Below are 18898 nucleotides of genomic sequence, written 5' to 3'. Positions count from 1 at the left end.
TACCAATAAGACTCCGTTTTTTCACTAAATTAGCCACTCCTTTCACCGTTTTTTCACTTTAACATGATATCCTGCAGTATATAATTTTGTTTCATATGCTAATTCCCATTAATTTTTGCCTTTTAAGGTTATTCGTTTTTATTAGTGGGAAAGTTACATAAATACGACACGCTATAAATAAGGGGATGTTAATATGGATAAAAGGATAGAAACATTAAAAGAAAAGCTGCCTGATAATCATAAGGAGGTTGCTGTGCTCACCTCTCATATTTTTGAGGCGCTTGATAAATTAACAGCTGAACATCGCAGATATGTTGATATTTCAGCAGCAGCCAAAATAAAGCCTAACCCGGATGAAGAGAAAGCTTTTTTTGATACCATTTATCAAGTAAAAACACTCATTATGTCAGAGCTTGAAAAAACCGTTGAGGATATTGAGCACATAGGTGATAAAAACTGGCATAAGAACTATAAAGATGGAATTGAGTGACAGTTAAATAAGATTTTTAAAAGCCTGTGCTTCCTCAAGCACAGGCTTTTTTCCATGAGATCCGTTACACTCTACTAGCTCGATTTGGAGAGCTTTTGGAATTTAATTATTGTAAATTTAATACGGTTACTTTTTCGCGAGTCATAGATTCAATACTTTTACGAATACCTTGAGCGCCCATACCTGATCCTTTTATACCGATGAAAGGAAAATGATCAGGACCGCGTTCTGTACGACCGTTAATTTGAACGGAACCGACTTCAATTTTATTTGCAATTGAGAAGGCTTTATTAATATCTTTTGTAAAAACACTTGCCTGTAAGCCAAATTCCGATTCGTTTGCTATATCAATGGCTTCTTGGTCAGAAGCGACGCGGATAATTGGTAATACAGGTCCAAATGGTTCTTCCCATGCTACACGCATACTGTCATTCACGTCATCTAAAAGAGTAGGATAGATAAGGTTGCCTTCACGCTTGTTCCCCGTGACAACTGCTGCACCTTTTCCGAGTGCATCTGCAATTAAAATTTGAATAAAGTCCGCGGACTTACTGTCAATTAATGGAACAATCGTACATCCATCTTCAGGAGAACCCACTGATAATTTATGTACTTCTTCTTTTAAAATAGTCACAAGCTCGCTTGCTACTTTTTCATGCACAAGTACACGTTTAATGGCTGTACAGCGCTGACCGGAATAAGAAAATGCTCCGCTTATAATATGTTTTGCTGCTTCTTGTAAATCTGCATCTTCACATACAATACCAGGGTCTTTTCCTCCAAGTTCTAGTACAAGAGGAATCATGCCTGCCTTTTTGGCTAACTGAGTACCCGTATTTGTTCCCCCGGTGAATGAAATCATATTAATGCCTTTATGTTCAACCAAGTAATCACCAATTACAGATCCGCGACCCGTTACGACGTTTACAAGACCTTGTGGAATACCTGCTTGATGAAGGGCTTCAATCATTTTAATACCGCTGATCGCTCCTTGCGTTGCGGGTTTGAAGATAACTGCATTTCCTGAAACAAGAGCAGGCGCCAGTTTAGCAGCTGCTAAGTTTACCGGATAGTTAAAAGGAGGAATCGCGAGTACAACACCTAAAGGCACGCGTTCAACAATCGCAACTTTAGACTTAGAACCTCCAGGAAAGCTATCTCCCTTCATGCTTTCGCCATTCATATGAAGTGCTTCTTCAACTGTATAACGAATGAAATCCGCTGTACGCACCACTTCATTTCTTGCATCTTTTAAGCTTTTTCCAACTTCCTTCATAATAATTTCGGCAATTTCACTCTGCATGTTTACCAGCTCATCTGCCCACTTGTATAAATATTTTGCACGTTCTTGCAGAGAAGTTTCTGCCCACCCCTTCTGAGCTTTCTGTGCGCAATGTACCGCTTCATCGACTTCCTCTTTTGTGATAGCTTGCACTTTTCCAATCACGTCATGACGGTACGGAGAAATAATATCGATCGTCTGCCCTGAGTTGCTTTCTTTCCACTCACCGTTAAGATAAAAAGAATAAGTTAATACATTTAAAACCGTTGTTGTCATAAAAATTCCTCCTTAGAAAAAATACAATTTATTATCAAAATTTTCAGTCTAATTTACGAATGAAAACCTTGTGAATATCTGAGCAAAAAAACTCTACCTGTATTCATTTCTATCATTTTTTATATCCCCTGTAACTTCCCTAATCTTATACTGCTTACTTGTTAGCTTTAAAGCAGCAGTTTTTTTCTTTTTAACTCAAAAACAAAGCCATGTATAATTTAATGAATATTTTGTATTTTTAATATATATAAATTTCTTTCATTCGTACAATACAAATAAGTTATCTCAGTGATTAATAATTTTAATGATTATATCACTCATAGAAAGAAATCTTTATAGCCCTCTACTCTTTTAAGGGAATTGGGTGTTTTAAGCTTCCTTGTTTGTATTTACTTTGGATCGGAGATTTAGGAGATGTATAATACACTCTTTTTATCTTTTATCCTATGTGTTGAGAAAATGAAATAAGGGTATAAAATAAATATAGGAAAATGAAGATAAAAGTAGAATATATATTCTAAAGGGAGGGATTTATTGTGATTGTTACTTTAGGTTTTGTGGCATCAATTATTGCTTTGTTTATGCTTTTTACTAACCGTACGTCCAATATCCCAGAAGAAATAATCCACGAAACAAAAAATGCCAATAAAGAAGAGCAGTATATGTATTATATATAAAGCGTCTTAACAGACGCTTTTTTATTATATTTTCTAAAAACTCTATGGTAATTAGAAGTAGCCTTCACCCTATCATCCACCCTTGCTTATCAGTGCCTGATAGTCATAGATAGTTAAACAGATAAAACAGAGCCTATGGATGTGCAGGTTCATTAAGCTTATAATAAAAATAATAACACGTTTAAAAGCCAATTCTTTTTAAATAGAGATATTCGAATTCAAAATACGACAGACTTCGACACTATCTATTTGTTACTATATTTTTTAGGTTATCTATTCAGAAAACGTTCTGGCATAAATGATTCAACAATTTAAGCCTTTAAAATGACGTGGCAAGTGGAGGAAACTTAATGTGTTTCAAATGTAGACTACTGCTAATAAAGATAGAATTTATACGAAAAATGATGATGATGATTGCCCTAGAGGAAGGATTTACAAGTAGTAATACAATTAAAATCAGTCAGGATCTGGATGTATTGTTAAATCGGTTTGAAGCTACTTGTTAAGAAATGCTCATTGATAATAGGAAAAGGATCTTTCGATAAGATCCTTTTTTGCTGTTTGTAGACGGTTATTTGTTTTAAAAAATGAAAGGCTGATAGTATTTAGTGGTGCACTCTTTTATGCTCTATTTAATCTTTCTGTTCTTCAAAAAAGTCCCAAATCATTTTTGAGGCATTAGGGCCTTTTGGGTCAGTATTTGATCCATTGCTATTTCCTCCAGACCATGCATGCTCCATACCCTCTACCATGATTTTTTTCATCCAAATTTTATTTTTTGTATCTACGTAGTCATACGTTATGTAGCTATAATGATTTTCTTTTTCTTTTGAAGTATAAGAAGTAGCATTTTCATGTATAGCTAGACCGAAATGCTTGTATGTATAAATCCACTGCTGAATTAATGTAGACGCATTAACCGGATTGACTACTGTATCCGATTGACCATGAAGTGTAATGATGGGAATAGGCCGTGCAAAATTTCCCATTCTCTTATAAGCTTCATCACCATCAAATTCAGGGTTTAAAGAGCCGTATAGCATGACTTGTGCAGCTGTGATAAGGTCTACAGCATACGAATTACTGCCTCCTGAATGAATAGCTACGGCTTTAAATACATCAGGATAAGCAATAGCCAGCACATTTGCCATAAAGCCTCCCGCTGACATGCCAGCAAGGTATATATTAGTAGAATTAATAGCATATTTAGTGGTTATATGATCAATCATATCTTTTATTATTTCTGGCTCTCCATTATCACGAAATTGATTATACTCATAAAACCAATTCCAGCACCCGTTAGAGTTAGCAAAGGAATTCATCTGAGGATAGAGAACAATAAAGCCTTTTTCTTCCGCCAGCTTATTCATCTCCGTACCCGCAGCAAAATCATCTGCATCTTGTTGACATCCATGAAGCATAACGATTAATGGTACTTTACTTAACCCAGTATATGTACTAGGAACATACACTTTATAGGTAAAATAATCATCATAATTATACTCTTTCCAAATAGGATGAAAGAACACGCTCTGTAATTCTATTAAAAACCTAGAAGTAGTTAAAACTGGATTCATAAAAAAGGAACATAAAGTATTCATGAAGTTTTCCCTCTCTCTATTTCTGATGTATATACTCTCTATTTCGTTATATCACAGAATAATCCTTTTCTTATTCTGAATCGACTACAAAATAAATATCTTTTAAGAGGATAAAAAAAGGAATGGCTTTTTATAGCCAGTCCTTTTTCCCTCTTCTATTCTTTCACTAGTTTTCTTATCTAAATTACAAATGCCTTTGTATATCCTTCGATTATTTGCTTAAGTAAAATTAAAAACTAATGTTATTTGGGGGTACATTGTTATCTGTGTTATCTGTCTTCAGCTCAGATTCTATGTATGAATCTTTAGAAGATTCTCCCATATGCCAATAGACAATAAAGCTAATAGCGATACATCCGGCTACATAGAAAAAGAAAAGTGATTCATGACCAATACTTTTTAACCATAGAGCAATAAATTCTGCTGTGCCTCCAAATATAGCAACTGTAAGTCCGTACGGTAACCCTACACCAAGAGCTCGAATTTCTGTTGGGAAAAGCTCAGCTTTTACAATAGCATTAATAGATGTATAACCTGTTACAATGATAAGTCCGATTGTCATTAATAGGAAAGCCATGACTGGGCTGTGAGCTTGTTTCATAAAAAGAAACAGCGGTACAGTCAGTAATGTTCCTAAAATACCAAAGCTCATTAACAGCGGCCTGCGTCCGATTTTATCAGACAGCATACCTGCTATTGGCTGAAGGACAACAAATACAAGTAGCGCGCAGAAGTTAATCCAGCTTACGACTCCTTTATCTAGCCCTACACTATTTACCATAAATTTTTGCAAATACGTTGTATACGTGTAAAAAGCAACTGTTCCTCCTAATGTTAATCCAATAACGGTCAACACCGCTTTAGGATGCTTCATAAGTGCTTTAATAGTCCCTGCATTTTCACGGCTTTCAGAGTCCATTTTAGAAAATTGCTCTGACTCATCCATTGTACGACGCAGCCATAACACACTCAGCGCGCCAATTGCTCCAATAACAAAAGGAATACGCCAGCCCCATGAAACCATATCTGCTTCACTAAGAATGTTTTGTAAAATAATTTGAACACCTAATGCCACTAGCTGACCAGCAACAAGCGTCACATACTGAAAGCTTGAATAAAATCCTCTTCGCCCGCTGCTTGCCATTTCAGAAAGATAAGTTGCAGACGTTCCGTATTCTCCTCCTAAGGAGATTCCTTGAAGCAAACGTGCTAGTACTAGAATAATTGGAGATAATAACCCTATCGTACTATAGCTAGGAGTACAAGCGATAATAAAAGATCCGCTCGCCATGATCGTAATAGACAAGGTAAGCGCAGCCCGGCGACCATATCGATCTGCATACCGTCCCATTAATAAACTACCAATTGGACGCATCAAGAAACCAACAGCAAAGATTGCGGCTGTATTAAGCAGCTGACTTGTTGGATCGCCTTCTGGGAAGAATTGCGATGAAAAATAGACGGCAAAAGCAGAGTAAACATACCAATCGTACCATTCAATTAAATTTCCAATAGATCCTTTAAAAATATTACTTGTAACACGCCTGTTGTTTGCAGCTTCACTAGTATGAGCCATGATTGATCCCTCTTTTCTTTGATTAATATATTCTTGTGTACTATTTTGATAGAGATTTAGATTACTTTATAATGCCTTTTTCTTTGTAATACTTTTTGGCACCTGGGTGCAACGGTAAAGGAAGTTGTTCTGCAGCTTTTGCTAACGTTATTTTTTCAGCAGAGCTATTCGTTTGCTCAAGCGTTTTTACATTCTCAAACAAAGCTTTTGTCAGCTCATATACTTTTTTTTGTGGCATATCTTTATTGGTAATCAAAAGGTTGTTAACCATGACTGTTTTTGTTTCTGTGTTGACATCCTTATATGTATCAGCCGGAATCATCCCAATTCCTAGTGGCGGGTATGATTTTTTTAATTTTTCTGTCACTTCTTCAGGAACTGAAATCAGTTCAATCTCGTTTGTTGAAGCTAACTCTGTTATTCCCGAGTTAGGATATCCAGAAGAAAGAAAAGCTGCATCTGCAGTTCCATTTTTAATTCCTTCAATTCCTTCAGAAAAAGGTAAGAATCTTGCATGAAAATCCTGCGTGCTGATATGCATTTCTTTTAGAATTCGCATGGCCAATACCTCTGTACCGCTGCCGAGCGCTCCTACCACTACCTTTTTTCCTTTTAAGTCTTGAAGCGTATGAATTTTAGCTGACTTAAGAGCTACAATTTGCATATAGTTTGGATATAAAGAGGCCACTGCTCTTACATTAGGTAAATCTTTCTTATTAATTACGGCTTCTTCTTTTTCCTGAGAACTTGCCAGCATATCGGCCATAGAAAAACCAAGCTCGGCCTTTTTTTGTGCAACTTTACTAATATTTTCTACAGAAGCTTCCGTCGTCTGTACACTAGCTTGAATTCCTAGCTTTTCTCCATAAATTCTGGCTAAAGCATTGCCTAACTGAAAGTAAACACCTGTTGGTCCTCCTGTCAAAATGGTAAGCGGTTTGTTATCAGCATCTTCACTAGCCTTTATGTTAGAGTCAGTGCTGTTCTCTTTTTTTTGATGAATAGCTAGTAGATCTCTATTTAAGACCGCTATGACAAATATCAAACAAAAAACGAGCGCCGCCGCTATATATTTTTTCATTTATTCACCTCTGTTTTCTTTAATGTGGGCGCTTACAATAATATAATGCAATTTTCGTGCCAACAAAAACCCACTTAAATGGCAGAGAAACTGACAAGAACCCGGCAAAAAATGCCGGGGAGGAACGGAAATATGTTCCTACTCGGCATTTTTTGCCTCTTTTTGTTGAATTGTGCGATAAAGATGAAGTTTGTTACGGATACTTCGTTCACTGATACCAAGTGCCTGAGCTGTTTTTCTACGGTTGCCTCCGCACTCTTCAAGGACTGACTCGATAATTAGCTGTTCGGCTTCTTTCATCGTGTAATTAATTGGGATTTTAATTGATTTTATTTCTTCAGTGAAGTTCTCATAGCGTGACAAAGAGGTCTGCTGTTCGTGTTGAACGGTTATAGGTAAATCTTTTTCCATAATCGTTCCATCTTTGGTCATAGCAACGGCATATTCAAGAATGTTTCCTAGCTGTCTTACATTTCCTGGGTAATCGTACGTTAAAAGCTTTTTATATGCATCTGAAGAAAGCACGCAAAGCGGTTTCTCCATTTCTTCTGAGTATTTCTGCAAAAAGTATGGAATAAGAAGCGCTATATCTTCTTTTCGTTCACGTAATGGCGGTAGTGTGATGGGAATGACATTTAAGCGGAAATATAAATCTTCACGAAAGCCATTTTCCTTCACCATACGATTTAATTCTTTATTAGTGGCACTCACAATACGAACATCTACTTTTCTTGTTTCTGATGAGCCAAGAGGCGTTATTTCTTTTTCTTGTAAAAATCGAAGCATTTTTGCTTGCAAGGATGGGGGCATTTCACCAATTTCATCTAAAAAAAGAGTTCCTCCATCGGCTGCGGCTACTTTCCCGTTTTGGTTGCGAGTAGCTCCTGTAAAAGCGCCTTTTACAAAACCGAAAAGTTCACTTTCAAGTAAAGTCTCTGGAATAGCCGCACAGTTAACGGAAATAAATGGTCCGTTTGCTCTCTTTCCCTGACGGTGAATCCCTCGCGCTACTAGTTCTTTTCCAGTGCCGCTTTCACCAAATATAAGCACGTTCGAATCAATGTCTTTTACTCTATTAATAATCGAAAAAACTTGTTTCATAGCTGCACTTTCACCAATCATTTGATCGTAGCCTTTTATTTTCTCAATCGTTTCACTTAGTTCACGAACTTTATCATGAAGTTCCTGGTGTTCAAGCGTTTTTTCAATTAAGATATGAAGTTCTTCAATATCAAGAGGCTTCGTAATGTAATGATACGCTCCCCTCTTAATAGCTTCTATAGAAGATTCAATCGTGCCATAAGCTGTCATCATAATAATGGATGTTTGAGGCTGAATATCTTTAATTTTACTCAGCACTTCAAGCCCATTGTATTCGCCGAGGCGCCAATCCAACAAAACAACATGTACAGGCTGACTGCGTAAAAATTGATAAGCTTCCGGTACTTCTGTAAGATTGGTCACTTCATAGTTAGTTTCTAGAGCGAAACGAAGAGATGAACCAATAGCAGGTTCGTCATCGAGTATGAGAACGGTCGGTTTCATATGCGTGTCCTCCTTTTTCTTTCGTAACAGGCAAGATAATTGTAAATGTTGTACCATTTCCTTGTTTTGTATGCATCGTGATTTCACCGTTATTCTCTTCTATCCATTGATAGCATAGCGATAAACCAAGACCTACTCCCTGCTTTTTTGTTGTATAGAAAGGTTCCATAATATGTGGGATGTCTTTTTCATCTATGCCTTTTCCTGTATCACTAACATCAATAAAACCTAACCCATTTTCTGATACAGCCCTGATAGAGAGCTGCTTGTGAGGGCTGTTTTCCATCGCGTCCAGCGCATTTAACATAAGATTTAGCATAATTTGTTTGATTTGATCAGGGTCACTGTAAACCTGCATACCTGATTCGATATCAAAGGATAAGTGAACCGCTTTCTTTTTTAATGTAGGGCTAATAATAACCGCTACAGAGTTTATAAACGTTTCTACATCAAACGCTACTTTCTGAGGGTATTTAGGTCGGGCATAATCTACTAAACTTTCAACAATACGATTCATTCTTCTTAGTGCTTCTGGAACATGCTTAGACAGTTCTTTTCGAAACTCTGGATTTTCATATTTATTTGGCAGCAAATCAATAAATGTTTTTACAGATGTAAGCGGATTGCGAATTTCGTGCGCTACACCTGCTACAAGTTGACCTAGAGCGCGCATTTTCTCTTGGGTTGCCAGCTTCTTCTCAAGCAGCCTTTCTTCAGAACGATCGGCTAGTGTAAGTAAATAACCGTTCATTTTATTTGTATCTTCATAAAGCGGAATCACTCGATACAATACAAAATAGACTTCTCCATTTTGTATATGCTGAATTTCCTTTGTAAATGGCAATGTCGTGTGCGATTGCTTTATCGTTTTATACGTTTTAAAGATTTGCTGGATAAGCGGATGTTTATGAATATTACTAGATTGAAATGTTTCATCCTTTATAAGAAGAATTTCTTTTGCCCTTTGATTGATAGTTGTAAGATTTAGCGATTGATCAAATGTGAGAATTCCGTAATACATATGGTTAATAACTTGTGTCTGAAATGCATGCGCCTGTGAAATTGCTTTTTGCTGAATCTTCAGCTTTTGATTCGCATCAGCAAGTGCGGATGTACGCTTTTTCACTTCTTTTTTTAATCGCTTGTTCCAAAGATATATGATAAATAAACTACCTAGTGTTAATACAACTATAATAAGAAGAACAATAATCCAATTACGTAATTCTTTTAAGCGTTCTTCTGAAGAAGAAACAAACCATTTTCTATATAATTCTTGATAAGTTCCATTGGCTTGCATATGTGAAATCGAACGGTTGATCGCCGACAAAAGTCTTGTATTTTCAGGCCGGGTTGCAACGGCAAACTCTGAAGGTATCCCTACATTATCTAGTACGGTATACTGTCCCTTTTTCTTTGATTTCTCAAGATAAAACTCCGCAGTCCACTTGTTTGAAAAAAACGCATCGGCCCGATTTAAAAATAGGAGATTGAGCGCATCTTCTGGATTTAAAGCCATCTGAAACTCTATGTTTCTTACATTCATCAGTAGCTCAAAGGAAATTTTGTCTTCTCGCATCGCAACTGTTTTACCTCGTAAATCGGTTAAAGATGTAACCGAAGATTTCAAGGAGTTCGGAATAACTAAGGCATCTGCCATCGTAAAATATGGATCGGAAAATTTAAACACTTGATTTTGGTTAGCTGAATACTCCAAACCCATAATGGCATCAATTTTGCCTTCTTGGAGAGCTTTTGTTGCTTGATAAAGATCCATTGGAATATATGTAAATTTCACATTTTCTTCTTTCGCTATTTGATTGAGCATATCAATACTAAAACCAGTAAACACTCCTTCGTCATTGACGTAAGAAAAAGGCGCAAGATGCTTTTCTCCAGCAATGCGGTATGTCTTCTTCTCGGCTGCGTAATTTGCTTTTTTATCGGGTACGGTTTCTGCTCTTACAGAAACCGGAAGATAAGCTAGAAGTAAGATAATAATAGATAAAATATAACAAAATGGGCGGAGTGTAACATGCATAAGATATAGCTGTCTCCTTTTAAAAAATCTTTAGTTAAGTAAATGGGCAATTTCTTTTATCATTATGTATTTCTTAAAGTATTCAAATTTCAAGAACTAAAACAAAATGATATTGAAATATTCTGTCAATCATCTCTATAAAGAAAAGCCTCTTTCTAGAGGCTTTTTGTTATCGCACACAAAATATCTTTGTTCGGTAATTAATATTCTTTTACGCTCGGCCTTTAGCTTCTTTAATGTTAAGTTGTATGTAATGTAATTTTAGCTCTATAAATATAAGGAGCTGCTAAATGTATTATACCATATTTTGAGTGCCTTTTATTTGCTTTCGTTATTGGTCATCCTGCTGCTCTCTTTGTCCTGTAATCCAAGCAAAAGACAAAATTGAAATTGTTACTGCGACTGCCGTTAAAAATTCCATGCTCATACCTCCATTCTCTGTTAGCTACTTTACATGACAGAAAATAACTATATAAAATAATGAATAAAAAGAAACACGGCGAGAACTGGAGTGGCAGTCAACATAAGGTTTATAGAATTTGTAATTCTCCACTTCTTGTCTGTTTTTGATTCCGTGGCAAGATTAGCTCTCATTCGATCACCACTTACAGCTGCTCCAGATATGATAAGAGCTAGCCCCACTAATATAATGAAAGCGGTGAAAAGTACTGTTTCTGAGTTTACGTTAGCTATTGTACATGCTACTAAAAGAATAAAAGATAAAATGAATCCACCAATAATTGATTTGATCATTTTTGTCTCCCCCCCCCTAGCTTTTTTATAAAATTTCCACATATTAGCTATACAATATCATTTTTTCTATATTTTCACTTTTATTTTTCTTATTCTAACAGGTAAAAAGACAGGAAGTAATTAAAGCAACTAAAAAAACGAAACGCTTATGTCTAAAAGCATTTCGCTCAAGGGCGCTACATTTCAACTATCCTTTGTGATGTCTGCCGAACGTATACGTATTGCTTTTGATAAGTCACTTAGTGGTAACTGTATCTGGTGACCTACACGTCCACCCGAAAAATAAATCGTTTCACAATCTTCTGCCGTAGAGTCAATGAAGGTTTCGAACTGCTTTTTCATTCCGATAGGAGAACACCCGCCGTGAACATATCCTGTAAGAGGCAACAATTCCTTTTGAGGAATCATTTCTAAGGACTTTTCACCAGCTGCTTTTGCCGCTTTCTTTAAATCAAGCTCCTTTTCAACTGGTACCATGAAGACATAATGTTCTTTTGATTTCCCCACCGTCACCAGAGTCTTAAAGACTTTAGAAAGGTCTTCTCCAAGCGAAATAGCTACCTGTACCCCACTCAGATTTTTAGTATCATAAGAATAGTAGTTGTACTCAATTTTTTTCTGATCTAAAATTCGCATTACATTTGTTTTATCTGCTTTTTTACCCATAATTATCACCGATACTATCATAACACGTTTCGTTTTCATATCTCCATATATTAGGATAGGTAGCTTAGCAAGGATTATTTTGTTTATAAAGATGTTTTAGTTACTTTCTTTTAAATCGGCATATGCATCGGCTACTTCTCCAGTTTGCGGATTCACTGTATAAAAACCATAAAAAGCTTCTTGTTCAGTTGAATCTGCTGTTGCTTCTTGATATTGATAGACACGTATAGAGTAGTAGTATCCTTCTTTTGTATCTCCATCGTAAACATAGTACATATTATCCTCTGAAGGTTTAAAAATTCTTTTACACGTTGTTCCGCTTCTTTATGTGTCAACAGGTGTTGTTCTTTTTCTGGTGGAGTTTCTTCTGTGCTTGGTTCTTCGCTTTTTTCTTGGTCTTGCTTACCTTCATCGGCATCCTCTGAAGTTGTACTGTTATCAGTTTTTTCTTCCTGTGAAGCTATATCAGCTTTTTGATATGTACCTTCGTAGTAAACTCCTATTCCCCCAGCTCTTGAACAATTAGAAATCTCTTTAACCTCTATATAACTCGTATGGTTGGTCATCTTAATCCTACAACCACTTTCTATATCATCTGTTATTTGAGTAGCGACATTTCCGTCAACCTTTACAGTTCCTTCCACGTCCCCTGCGCTTACAAGCCCCGTGCTGACATCTTTCGGGTTATCTAAATGATTTGCATTTAGCTTAAATTTAAACGTATTACCCTTTACATTAGTAATATCTATTCCAGCAGGATCTGTATCAATATCTCTGCTCCAGGTGCTTCCCCAGTCAACTTTACTAGATGCTGTTTCAGTTTCTTCTGCTACTTTCGTAGAATCTTCTTGCTGTTTATTCTCCTGCTTTGAGGAGTCTTTCTCTTTTTCTGTCACTTTATTTGTGTCTTTATCTAAACCTTTAGTAGCACTATCTTGAGGCTCTTTCTTTTTGATTGCTTCGTTGCTTTCTCCTTTTGTTTCTACCTTTTTCTTTGTTTCTTGACCGCTTGTAGCAGTTTCCTTTTCATCTAAAAAGCCACATCCGGTTAAGCCACCTACACATAACAGTAATATCATCGCCAAAACAAAAGATTCTTTTTTCATCAAAAAACTCTCTTTTATGTATATTTATGTAATTTTATTGCCGTTAAAATATTCGTTTTTTACATAAAAACGAATCTAATATGTTAAATAAGAACTTTTGTATCCCCTTTAAACTCCTTGTTTTCACAAAAAAAGCCACTAGAGGTACTAGTGACTTTTTTCATTCCATACATTCAATTGTTCCACTGCATCAATACGTTCATCGTTTATATAGTAAAGCTTTTCACCTTAACTATAAAGATGACATTTCACTTTATGCTTGGTATTAACCACTGTATCCTCAGGTGTTTCTTTCATACAGCGGTCAAATGCGAACGGGCATCTTTTATGAAATGCACAGCCTGAAGGTGGATTAAGAGGAGATGGAATTTCACCTTTCACCTCAATTTTTTCGCATTTTTCATGTTCGTTAATCGTCGGAACAGATGATAAAAGAAGTTTTGTGTAAGGATGACGAGGGTTTGAAAAAATCTCATCTGTTGGCCCTTCTTCTACTAATCTTCCTAAATACATCACGCCAACGCGGTCTGCAATGTGCCTTACGACGCTTAAATCGTGGGAAATAAAGAGATATGAAAGCTTCATTTCTCTTTGCAGACTGCGCAGCAAGTTTAAAATTTGTGCTTGAATGGATACGTCCAGTGCTGAAACCGGCTCATCACAAATGATGAGCTTTGGGTTTAAAATCAACGAACGCGCAATACCTATGCGCTGGCGCTGACCGCCTGAAAATTCGTGCGGATAGCGGTTGTAATCTTCTTCGTTAAACCCAAGTTTTTTTAATAAATCAATGACAAGCTGCTTTCGTTCTCTTTTTGCGCCTACATTATGAATCGTTAATGTTTCTTGAATGGAAGCACCAATTTTTTTCCTTGGATTAAGGGAAGTATGCGGATCCTGGAAAATCATTTGCAAATCTTTACGAATCGTTCGTAAGCGCGATGCTTTGGATTCAAAAATACTTTCTCCATTAAACTGTGCTTCTCCGCCTGTTGGTTCTACTAATTTTAAAAGCGTACGTCCCGCTGTACTTTTCCCGCAGCCAGATTCACCTACTAATCCGTACGTTTCGCCTTCATAAATGTCAAAGGACAAATCTTGGACCGCCTTGATTTGTCCTTTTGCTTTTCCTAAAGCAGAACGAACCGAATAATATCTTTGCAGGTTGCGAACTTCAAGCAAGGGCTTCACTCTTTGCTGTTTTGCTTCACTAGACATGCGCAACCTCTCCTTCTTGAATTTTTTCATAGTGCCAGCATCTAACGCGATGCGTATCATCGGCATGCTCTAAAATCGGTACTTCTTTATGGCATTTTTCCGTTGCAAATGGGCATCTTGGTGCAAAACGACAGCCGCTTGGCACGTTTGAAAGCGGCGGAACCGTTCCTGGAATGGACGAAAGCTCTTTTGTTCTGTCGCCATCTAAATGAGGCACCGATTTAATTAAGCCCATTGTATAAGGATGAAGCGGCTTTGAAAACAGCGTTTTAACATCCGTTTCTTCCATCACTTGTCCTAAATACATCACAGCTACTTTTGTACAAACATTAGCCACAACGCCTAAGTCATGAGTAATGAACAGCACGCCCATATTGAGCTTGTCTTTTAAGTTCATCATGAGATCAAGAATCTGGGCTTGAATGGTTACGTCTAAAGCCGTTGTTGGTTCATCGGCAATAAGAAGCTTTGGCTCGCAGGCTAAAGCCATCGCAATCATAATGCGCTGCCTCATTCCTCCTGAAATTTCATGCGGATACTCTTTTGCTCGCTGTTCTGGAGACGGAATACCTGTTAGTCTTAAAAGCTCTACCACTTTCTTTTGCGCTTCTTTTTTAGAGACTTTTTGATGCAGACGAATTACTTCAGCAATTTGTTTTCCAATTGGCATAACGGGATTTAAGGACGACATAGGATCTTGGAAAATCATTGAGATTTCGTTTCCTCTTAGCTGCTGAATTTGCTTTGAAGACATGTCTAATAAGTTTTTTCCTTCAAATAAAATTTTGCCGCCGTAGCTTGTTAAGTCTTGGTCTAATAGCTGAAGAATAGATTCGGACGTTACGCTTTTTCCAGATCCGGATTCACCGACAATCCCTAATACTTCTCCTTTATTTAATTGAAGAGATACGTTGTCAACAGCCGTTACTTCTCCGCTATAAGTTGTAAAAGTTACTTGTAAGTCTTCTAATTTTAAAAGAGCGTTACTCAACGTTTTTTCCTCCTTTTCTTCAGCGTTACATTTTTCGGATTTAGCCAGTCACGCAGGCCATCACCAAATAAATTAAGACCCAGTACAATTAAAATGATAAACACACCAGGAAACACAGTCATCCACCAAGCGTTGTAAATTGCAAGCTTTCCGTCATACAGCATATTTCCCAAGCTTGGTGTTGGCGCAGGAATCCCAGCTCCTAAAAAGCTTAGTGACGCCTCTGTTAGAATCGTCACCGCGAACACGTACGTTACTTGAACGATTAAAGGCGATAAGACGTTTGGCGCCATATGAAAAGAAATGATTCGAAACGAGCTTGCGCCTTGAGCTTTTAAAGCTTCAATAAAGGTTTTTTCTTTTACAACAAGCGCAGCTGAACGAACAATTCTGGCGATTGAAGGAATAAATACAAGACTCAGTGCGATAATAACATTGCTTGTTTTTGGTCCTAGAGCAGCCATGACTGCAATTGCTAGCAAAATAGAAGGAAAAGCAAACAAGCCGTCACAAATTCTCATTAAGATATAATCAAGAATTTTATAATAAGAAGATAAAAGTCCAACGATTAACCCAAGTACAGTGGCGATAATCGTTACTGCGGCTCCAATCATTAATGATATTCTGACTCCGTACATTGTCCGACTAAATACATCTCGTCCAAAGTTATCTGTCCCAAACCAGTGCGTGCTTGATGGCGGCGCTAATCGATTTGCAGGGTCGATTTGTAAGCTACCAAAAGGAGAAATGAGCGGAGCAAAAATAGCAATCAAAATAGATAATAAAATAAGTATTGTTCCTCTGACTAGCAAACGATTTGAGAAAAAGCGCGCTACTGCTGGGTTTCTTTTTTTCTTTACAGTTACTGAAATGCTTTCTGTATTTTGTTGTACGTTCACATTCATCACCCTCCTTTAATCATGATAAGAATTGCGTACACGTGGGTCGATCACAGCATACAGCAGATCAACAACTAAATTGATTACCACATAAGCAACCGTAATTAAAAGTACGGCTCCTTGAATAAGCGCGTAATCTCGGCGTTCAATTGATGAAACAATCAGTTGGCCTAGCCCCGGAATGTTAAATAATGATTCTGTTACCGCCGCTCCGGTCACAAGCCCCGCAAATGATTCTCCGATAACTGTTAAAATCGGTAAAAAACTCACGCGCAGCGTATGCTTAAGCATAATGGTACGTTCATTTAATCCTTTTGATTTTGCCGTTTTGACGAAGTTCTCAGAAATGGTATCGAGTAAAGATGAACGCGTCATACGAGTAATTAATGCAGCTTGAATCGCTCCAAGCGTAATCGTTGGTAAAACTAAATATTTTAAGTACTCAAATAATCCAGCATTTAACGGAACGTATCCTGAAACAGGGAAAAGTCGAAGCTGTACAGCAAAAAGCAAAATAAGGAATGAACCGAGAAGAAAGCTAGGAATGGAAATACCTAAAAGGCTGGCTCCCATAATGCTTTCATCACGAATCGTTCCTTTATGTTTAGCTGCATATATACCGAATAGTAAAGCAAACGCCACGCCAAAAATTTGTGCGAGTATCGCTAGAGAAACCGTAGGGCCTACGTTATCCCAAATCGCCCCGAGCACAGGTTTATTTAAAAAATAGGAATAGCCAAAATCTCCGTGGAAGATGTTAGATAGCCAAATAAAGTATTGATTCACAACAGGCTCATCCAATCCCATTTCTTTGCTCAGCGCTGCAATTTGTTCCGGACTTGCTCCTTGTCCTAAAATGATAGCCGCAGGACTTCCAGGCGTTAAGCGCGTAATTAAGAACACAACAATAGACACAATGAATAAAACAGGAATTAGTGCAAAAAGTCTCTTAATTGTATAAGCTCCCATCGTAAACTCCTTTCTAAAGCAGAGAGCACCTGCCCTCTACTTATTAAATTAGTAAAATATTATTTTGTTAAACTCATATCATAGAAAATTGGACCTAAATTATACTCATAGCCTTTTGCGTTGTTAGAAACGGCATTGATGTTCACTTTATGACCAATAAGTGTGAATGGAAGCTCGTCCCATACGTATTGTTGAATCGCATCAATGTCACCGCGAGCTTCTTTTACAGAAGGAGCAGCTTTAATTTTATTTAAGTAGTCCATTGATTTTTCAACTGATGTACCTTTTGTAGTCCAGAATCCTTGGAAGATGGTAGAACGTGCATTCCAATCAACAGGATACATGTCCCATTGATTTGTATCGCTCATTTTATCGCTGAACGTCGCCCAATCGTATACTTCTAGTTTTACATTCATACCAATGTCTTTTAATTCTTGTTGAACCACAACCGCTGTATTGTATTGATCTTGGTAATCACGAGACGCCATTAATCGAATTTCTTCCCCGTTGTAACCAGATTTCTTCAAATATTCTTTTGCTCTTTTCTTATCATGCTGGTTATATTCTTCTTTTCCGGCTGTACTGTAGTAATTTGGATACTCTTTATTCCCAATGGATGAAGAAAGCTTGTAATAATCTGAGCTTCCGTAAGAACTATCTAAAATATCTTTTGAGTTAAGAGCTGCGTTAACTGCTTTTCGTGCATTGATGTCTTTAAAGACGCCTTTGTCTGCGTTGTAGAAAAGTCCCATAAATCCGCCTGGTGATATTTCTACTTTTGCATTTTGGCTGCCTTCAACTTGCTTGGCATTATCGCTTGATACAGATAGCGCAACGTCAAATTGTCCGGTTGTAATACCAGAAATTCTAGTTGACTCATCGCTTACAAAACTAATCTTAATTTCATCGACGTGAGGAGTTTTCTTAACTTCGCGGCCTTTCGAAGAATAGTCTTTAAATTTCTCTAATAAAAGATATTGATTTTTCTTCCATTCTTTTACTTTATATGGGCCTGTTCCTATGTAGTCTTTGATCCCTTCATCAGATGCATTGTCAACCACTTCTTTTGGTAAAATAGCTGCTGCGGGAATTGGATCAGCTAATAAAGATAGCGTGTTAACATTAGGTGACTGTAAATGAAGCTCAACTGTATCATCATTGGTTTTTGTCATTTCAGCACCAGAGAAGTTCGTTTTTCCAAGAGACGATAGCTTAATCCAGCGGTTAATAGAAGCGACAACGTCATCTGCAGTCATTTCTTTACCGTTATGAAATTTAATCCCTTTTCTTAATTGGAACGTGTATGTTTTTTTATCATCGCTAATATCTACTTTAGACGCTAAGTCAGGCTTAGGATTTCCTTTGTTGTCTAAAATCATTAACCCTTCATAGATACTGCGCGTTGCATCTTTAACATCTGAGTCCCCAGTGATTTGAGCATCTAGCGTTGCTGGCTCACTTTGAGACGCGACGTTTAGCGTTCCGCCTTCTTTTCCTTCTTTTTCACTTGAAGAATTTTTGCTTGCGTTACCACTGCACCCTGCTACAATGAGGGCAATGGCTAAAAGAGAGATGAAAAGTAAATAAGTCCTTTTCACTAAAATCACTCCTATTTCCTTGTATAAAATTTTAATCCGACTATAATAAGAAGAATAGTAGGAATGTGAACAATTGTAGCACTACCTTTTACCTTTGGCAATTAGAATTTTTGACATACAGAGGCTATTATA

General features: G+C 37.1%; 17 protein-coding genes. 3 read left to right on the top strand and 14 right to left on the bottom strand.

Going from position 1 to position 18898, the window contains the following annotated elements; all coding sequences use genetic code 11:
- Positions 1–193 precede the first annotated feature (193 nt).
- Positions 194–490 (top strand): hypothetical protein, encoded by a 297-nt coding sequence (locus ACLHDF_RS29435; RefSeq protein WP_413921940.1) that lies wholly within the window; start codon positions 194–196, stop codon positions 488–490.
- 106 nt (positions 491–596) lie between these two features.
- Here the strand turns inward: ACLHDF_RS29435 and ACLHDF_RS29430 are convergent, their stop codons facing one another.
- Positions 597–2048, bottom strand: a complete 1452-nt coding sequence (locus ACLHDF_RS29430) for an NADP-dependent glyceraldehyde-3-phosphate dehydrogenase (protein ID WP_413921939.1) — start codon at positions 2046–2048, stop codon at positions 597–599.
- A 536-nt stretch (positions 2049–2584) separates the two neighbouring features.
- Here ACLHDF_RS29430 and ACLHDF_RS29425 point away from each other — a divergent pair.
- Entirely contained in the window at positions 2585–2725 is a 141-nt protein-coding gene (locus ACLHDF_RS29425; protein WP_413921938.1) for a hypothetical protein, read from the top strand.
- A 350-nt stretch (positions 2726–3075) separates the two neighbouring features.
- Positions 3076–3231 carry an aspartyl-phosphate phosphatase Spo0E family protein gene (locus tag ACLHDF_RS29420; protein WP_016763750.1) on the top strand — a complete coding sequence of 52 codons (156 nt, stop codon included), beginning with the start codon at positions 3076–3078 and terminating at the stop codon, positions 3229–3231.
- A 126-nt stretch (positions 3232–3357) separates the two neighbouring features.
- On the opposite strand, the gene ACLHDF_RS29415 is transcribed toward ACLHDF_RS29420, so the two are convergent.
- The 13 genes from ACLHDF_RS29415 to ACLHDF_RS29355 all read right to left on the bottom strand — a co-directional run bounded on the left by ACLHDF_RS29415 (position 3358) and on the right by ACLHDF_RS29355 (position 18766).
- Positions 3358–4326, bottom strand: coding sequence for an alpha/beta hydrolase family esterase (locus ACLHDF_RS29415; RefSeq protein ID WP_413921937.1), 969 nt, complete (start codon positions 4324–4326; stop codon positions 3358–3360).
- Between the two features lie 229 nt (positions 4327–4555).
- Entirely contained in the window at positions 4556–5902 is a 1347-nt protein-coding gene (locus ACLHDF_RS29410; protein ID WP_413921936.1) for an MFS transporter, read from the bottom strand.
- Positions 5903–5963: 61 nt separating this feature from the next.
- Positions 5964–6983, bottom strand: coding sequence for a TAXI family TRAP transporter solute-binding subunit (locus tag ACLHDF_RS29405; RefSeq protein WP_413921935.1), 1020 nt, complete (start codon positions 6981–6983; stop codon positions 5964–5966).
- A gap of 138 nt (positions 6984–7121) precedes the next feature.
- Entirely contained in the window at positions 7122–8528 is a 1407-nt protein-coding gene (locus ACLHDF_RS29400; RefSeq protein WP_413921934.1) for a sigma-54-dependent transcriptional regulator, read from the bottom strand.
- Complete coding sequence (locus ACLHDF_RS29395) at positions 8500–10566, bottom strand: transporter substrate-binding domain-containing protein (RefSeq protein WP_413921933.1); 2067 nt, start codon at positions 10564–10566, stop codon at positions 8500–8502. Before ACLHDF_RS29395 ends, ACLHDF_RS29400 begins: the two co-directional genes overlap by 29 nt.
- 468 nt (positions 10567–11034) lie before the next feature.
- Positions 11035–11319, bottom strand: a complete 285-nt coding sequence (locus ACLHDF_RS29390; protein WP_413921932.1) for a DUF5316 family protein — start codon at positions 11317–11319, stop codon at positions 11035–11037.
- 183 nt (positions 11320–11502) lie between these two features.
- Positions 11503–11985: a Cys-tRNA(Pro) deacylase gene (ybaK, locus tag ACLHDF_RS29385; RefSeq protein ID WP_413921963.1), complete on the bottom strand. Its 483-nt coding sequence runs from the start codon at positions 11983–11985 to the stop codon at positions 11503–11505.
- Positions 11986–12137: 152 nt separating this feature from the next.
- Positions 12138–13091, bottom strand: coding sequence for a hypothetical protein (locus ACLHDF_RS29380; RefSeq protein WP_413921931.1), 954 nt, complete (start codon positions 13089–13091; stop codon positions 12138–12140).
- A 228-nt stretch (positions 13092–13319) separates the two neighbouring features.
- Positions 13320–14309, bottom strand: a complete 990-nt coding sequence (locus ACLHDF_RS29375) for an ABC transporter ATP-binding protein (protein WP_413921930.1) — start codon at positions 14307–14309, stop codon at positions 13320–13322.
- Positions 14302–15300, bottom strand: a complete 999-nt coding sequence (locus ACLHDF_RS29370; protein WP_413921929.1) for an ABC transporter ATP-binding protein — start codon at positions 15298–15300, stop codon at positions 14302–14304. The genes ACLHDF_RS29375 and ACLHDF_RS29370 overlap by 8 nt, the downstream gene beginning before the upstream one ends.
- Positions 15297–16205: an ABC transporter permease gene (locus ACLHDF_RS29365; RefSeq protein WP_413921928.1), complete on the bottom strand. Its 909-nt coding sequence runs from the start codon at positions 16203–16205 to the stop codon at positions 15297–15299. Before ACLHDF_RS29365 ends, ACLHDF_RS29370 begins: the two co-directional genes overlap by 4 nt.
- A gap of 9 nt (positions 16206–16214) precedes the next feature.
- Positions 16215–17168: an ABC transporter permease gene (locus ACLHDF_RS29360; RefSeq protein WP_413921927.1), complete on the bottom strand. Its 954-nt coding sequence runs from the start codon at positions 17166–17168 to the stop codon at positions 16215–16217.
- A gap of 59 nt (positions 17169–17227) precedes the next feature.
- The gene (locus ACLHDF_RS29355; RefSeq protein WP_413921926.1) at positions 17228–18766 is read right to left on the bottom strand and encodes an ABC transporter substrate-binding protein; all 1539 of its coding nucleotides are present in this window, start codon (positions 18764–18766) and stop codon (positions 17228–17230) included.
- Between the last annotated feature and the right edge of the window lie 132 nt (positions 18767–18898).

Origin of the sequence: Priestia megaterium (assembly GCF_046599315.1) — a bacterium.
GTDB lineage: Bacteria > Bacillota > Bacilli > Bacillales > Bacillaceae_H > Priestia > Priestia megaterium_F.
The sequence above is the reverse complement of the archived record's forward strand: the minus strand, read 5'-3'. Positions and strand labels throughout refer to the sequence as shown.

What these genes read in the sequence shown, in the direction of transcription:
- ACLHDF_RS29435 (WP_413921940.1), top strand. Translation starts at nt 194, where the DNA reads ATGGATAAAAGGATAGAAACATTAAAAGAAAAGCTGCCTGATAATCAT.
- ACLHDF_RS29430 (WP_413921939.1), bottom strand. Translation starts at nt 2,048, where the DNA reads ATGACAACAACGGTTTTAAATGTATTAACTTATTCTTTTTATCTTAAC.
- ACLHDF_RS29420 (WP_016763750.1), top strand. Translation starts at nt 3,076, where the DNA reads ATGTGTTTCAAATGTAGACTACTGCTAATAAAGATAGAATTTATACGA.
- ACLHDF_RS29415 (WP_413921937.1), bottom strand. Translation starts at nt 4,326, where the DNA reads ATGAATACTTTATGTTCCTTTTTTATGAATCCAGTTTTAACTACTTCT.
- ACLHDF_RS29410 (WP_413921936.1), bottom strand. Translation starts at nt 5,902, where the DNA reads ATGGCTCATACTAGTGAAGCTGCAAACAACAGGCGTGTTACAAGTAAT.
- ACLHDF_RS29405 (WP_413921935.1), bottom strand. Translation starts at nt 6,983, where the DNA reads ATGAAAAAATATATAGCGGCGGCGCTCGTTTTTTGTTTGATATTTGTC.
- ACLHDF_RS29400 (WP_413921934.1), bottom strand. Translation starts at nt 8,528, where the DNA reads ATGAAACCGACCGTTCTCATACTCGATGACGAACCTGCTATTGGTTCA.
- ACLHDF_RS29395 (WP_413921933.1), bottom strand. Translation starts at nt 10,566, where the DNA reads ATGCATGTTACACTCCGCCCATTTTGTTATATTTTATCTATTATTATC.
- ACLHDF_RS29390 (WP_413921932.1), bottom strand. Translation starts at nt 11,319, where the DNA reads ATGATCAAATCAATTATTGGTGGATTCATTTTATCTTTTATTCTTTTA.
- ybaK (WP_413921963.1), bottom strand. Translation starts at nt 11,985, where the DNA reads ATGGGTAAAAAAGCAGATAAAACAAATGTAATGCGAATTTTAGATCAG.
- ACLHDF_RS29380 (WP_413921931.1), bottom strand. Translation starts at nt 13,091, where the DNA reads ATGAAAAAAGAATCTTTTGTTTTGGCGATGATATTACTGTTATGTGTA.
- ACLHDF_RS29375 (WP_413921930.1), bottom strand. Translation starts at nt 14,309, where the DNA reads ATGTCTAGTGAAGCAAAACAGCAAAGAGTGAAGCCCTTGCTTGAAGTT.
- ACLHDF_RS29365 (WP_413921928.1), bottom strand. Translation starts at nt 16,205, where the DNA reads ATGAATGTGAACGTACAACAAAATACAGAAAGCATTTCAGTAACTGTA.
- ACLHDF_RS29360 (WP_413921927.1), bottom strand. Translation starts at nt 17,168, where the DNA reads ATGGGAGCTTATACAATTAAGAGACTTTTTGCACTAATTCCTGTTTTA.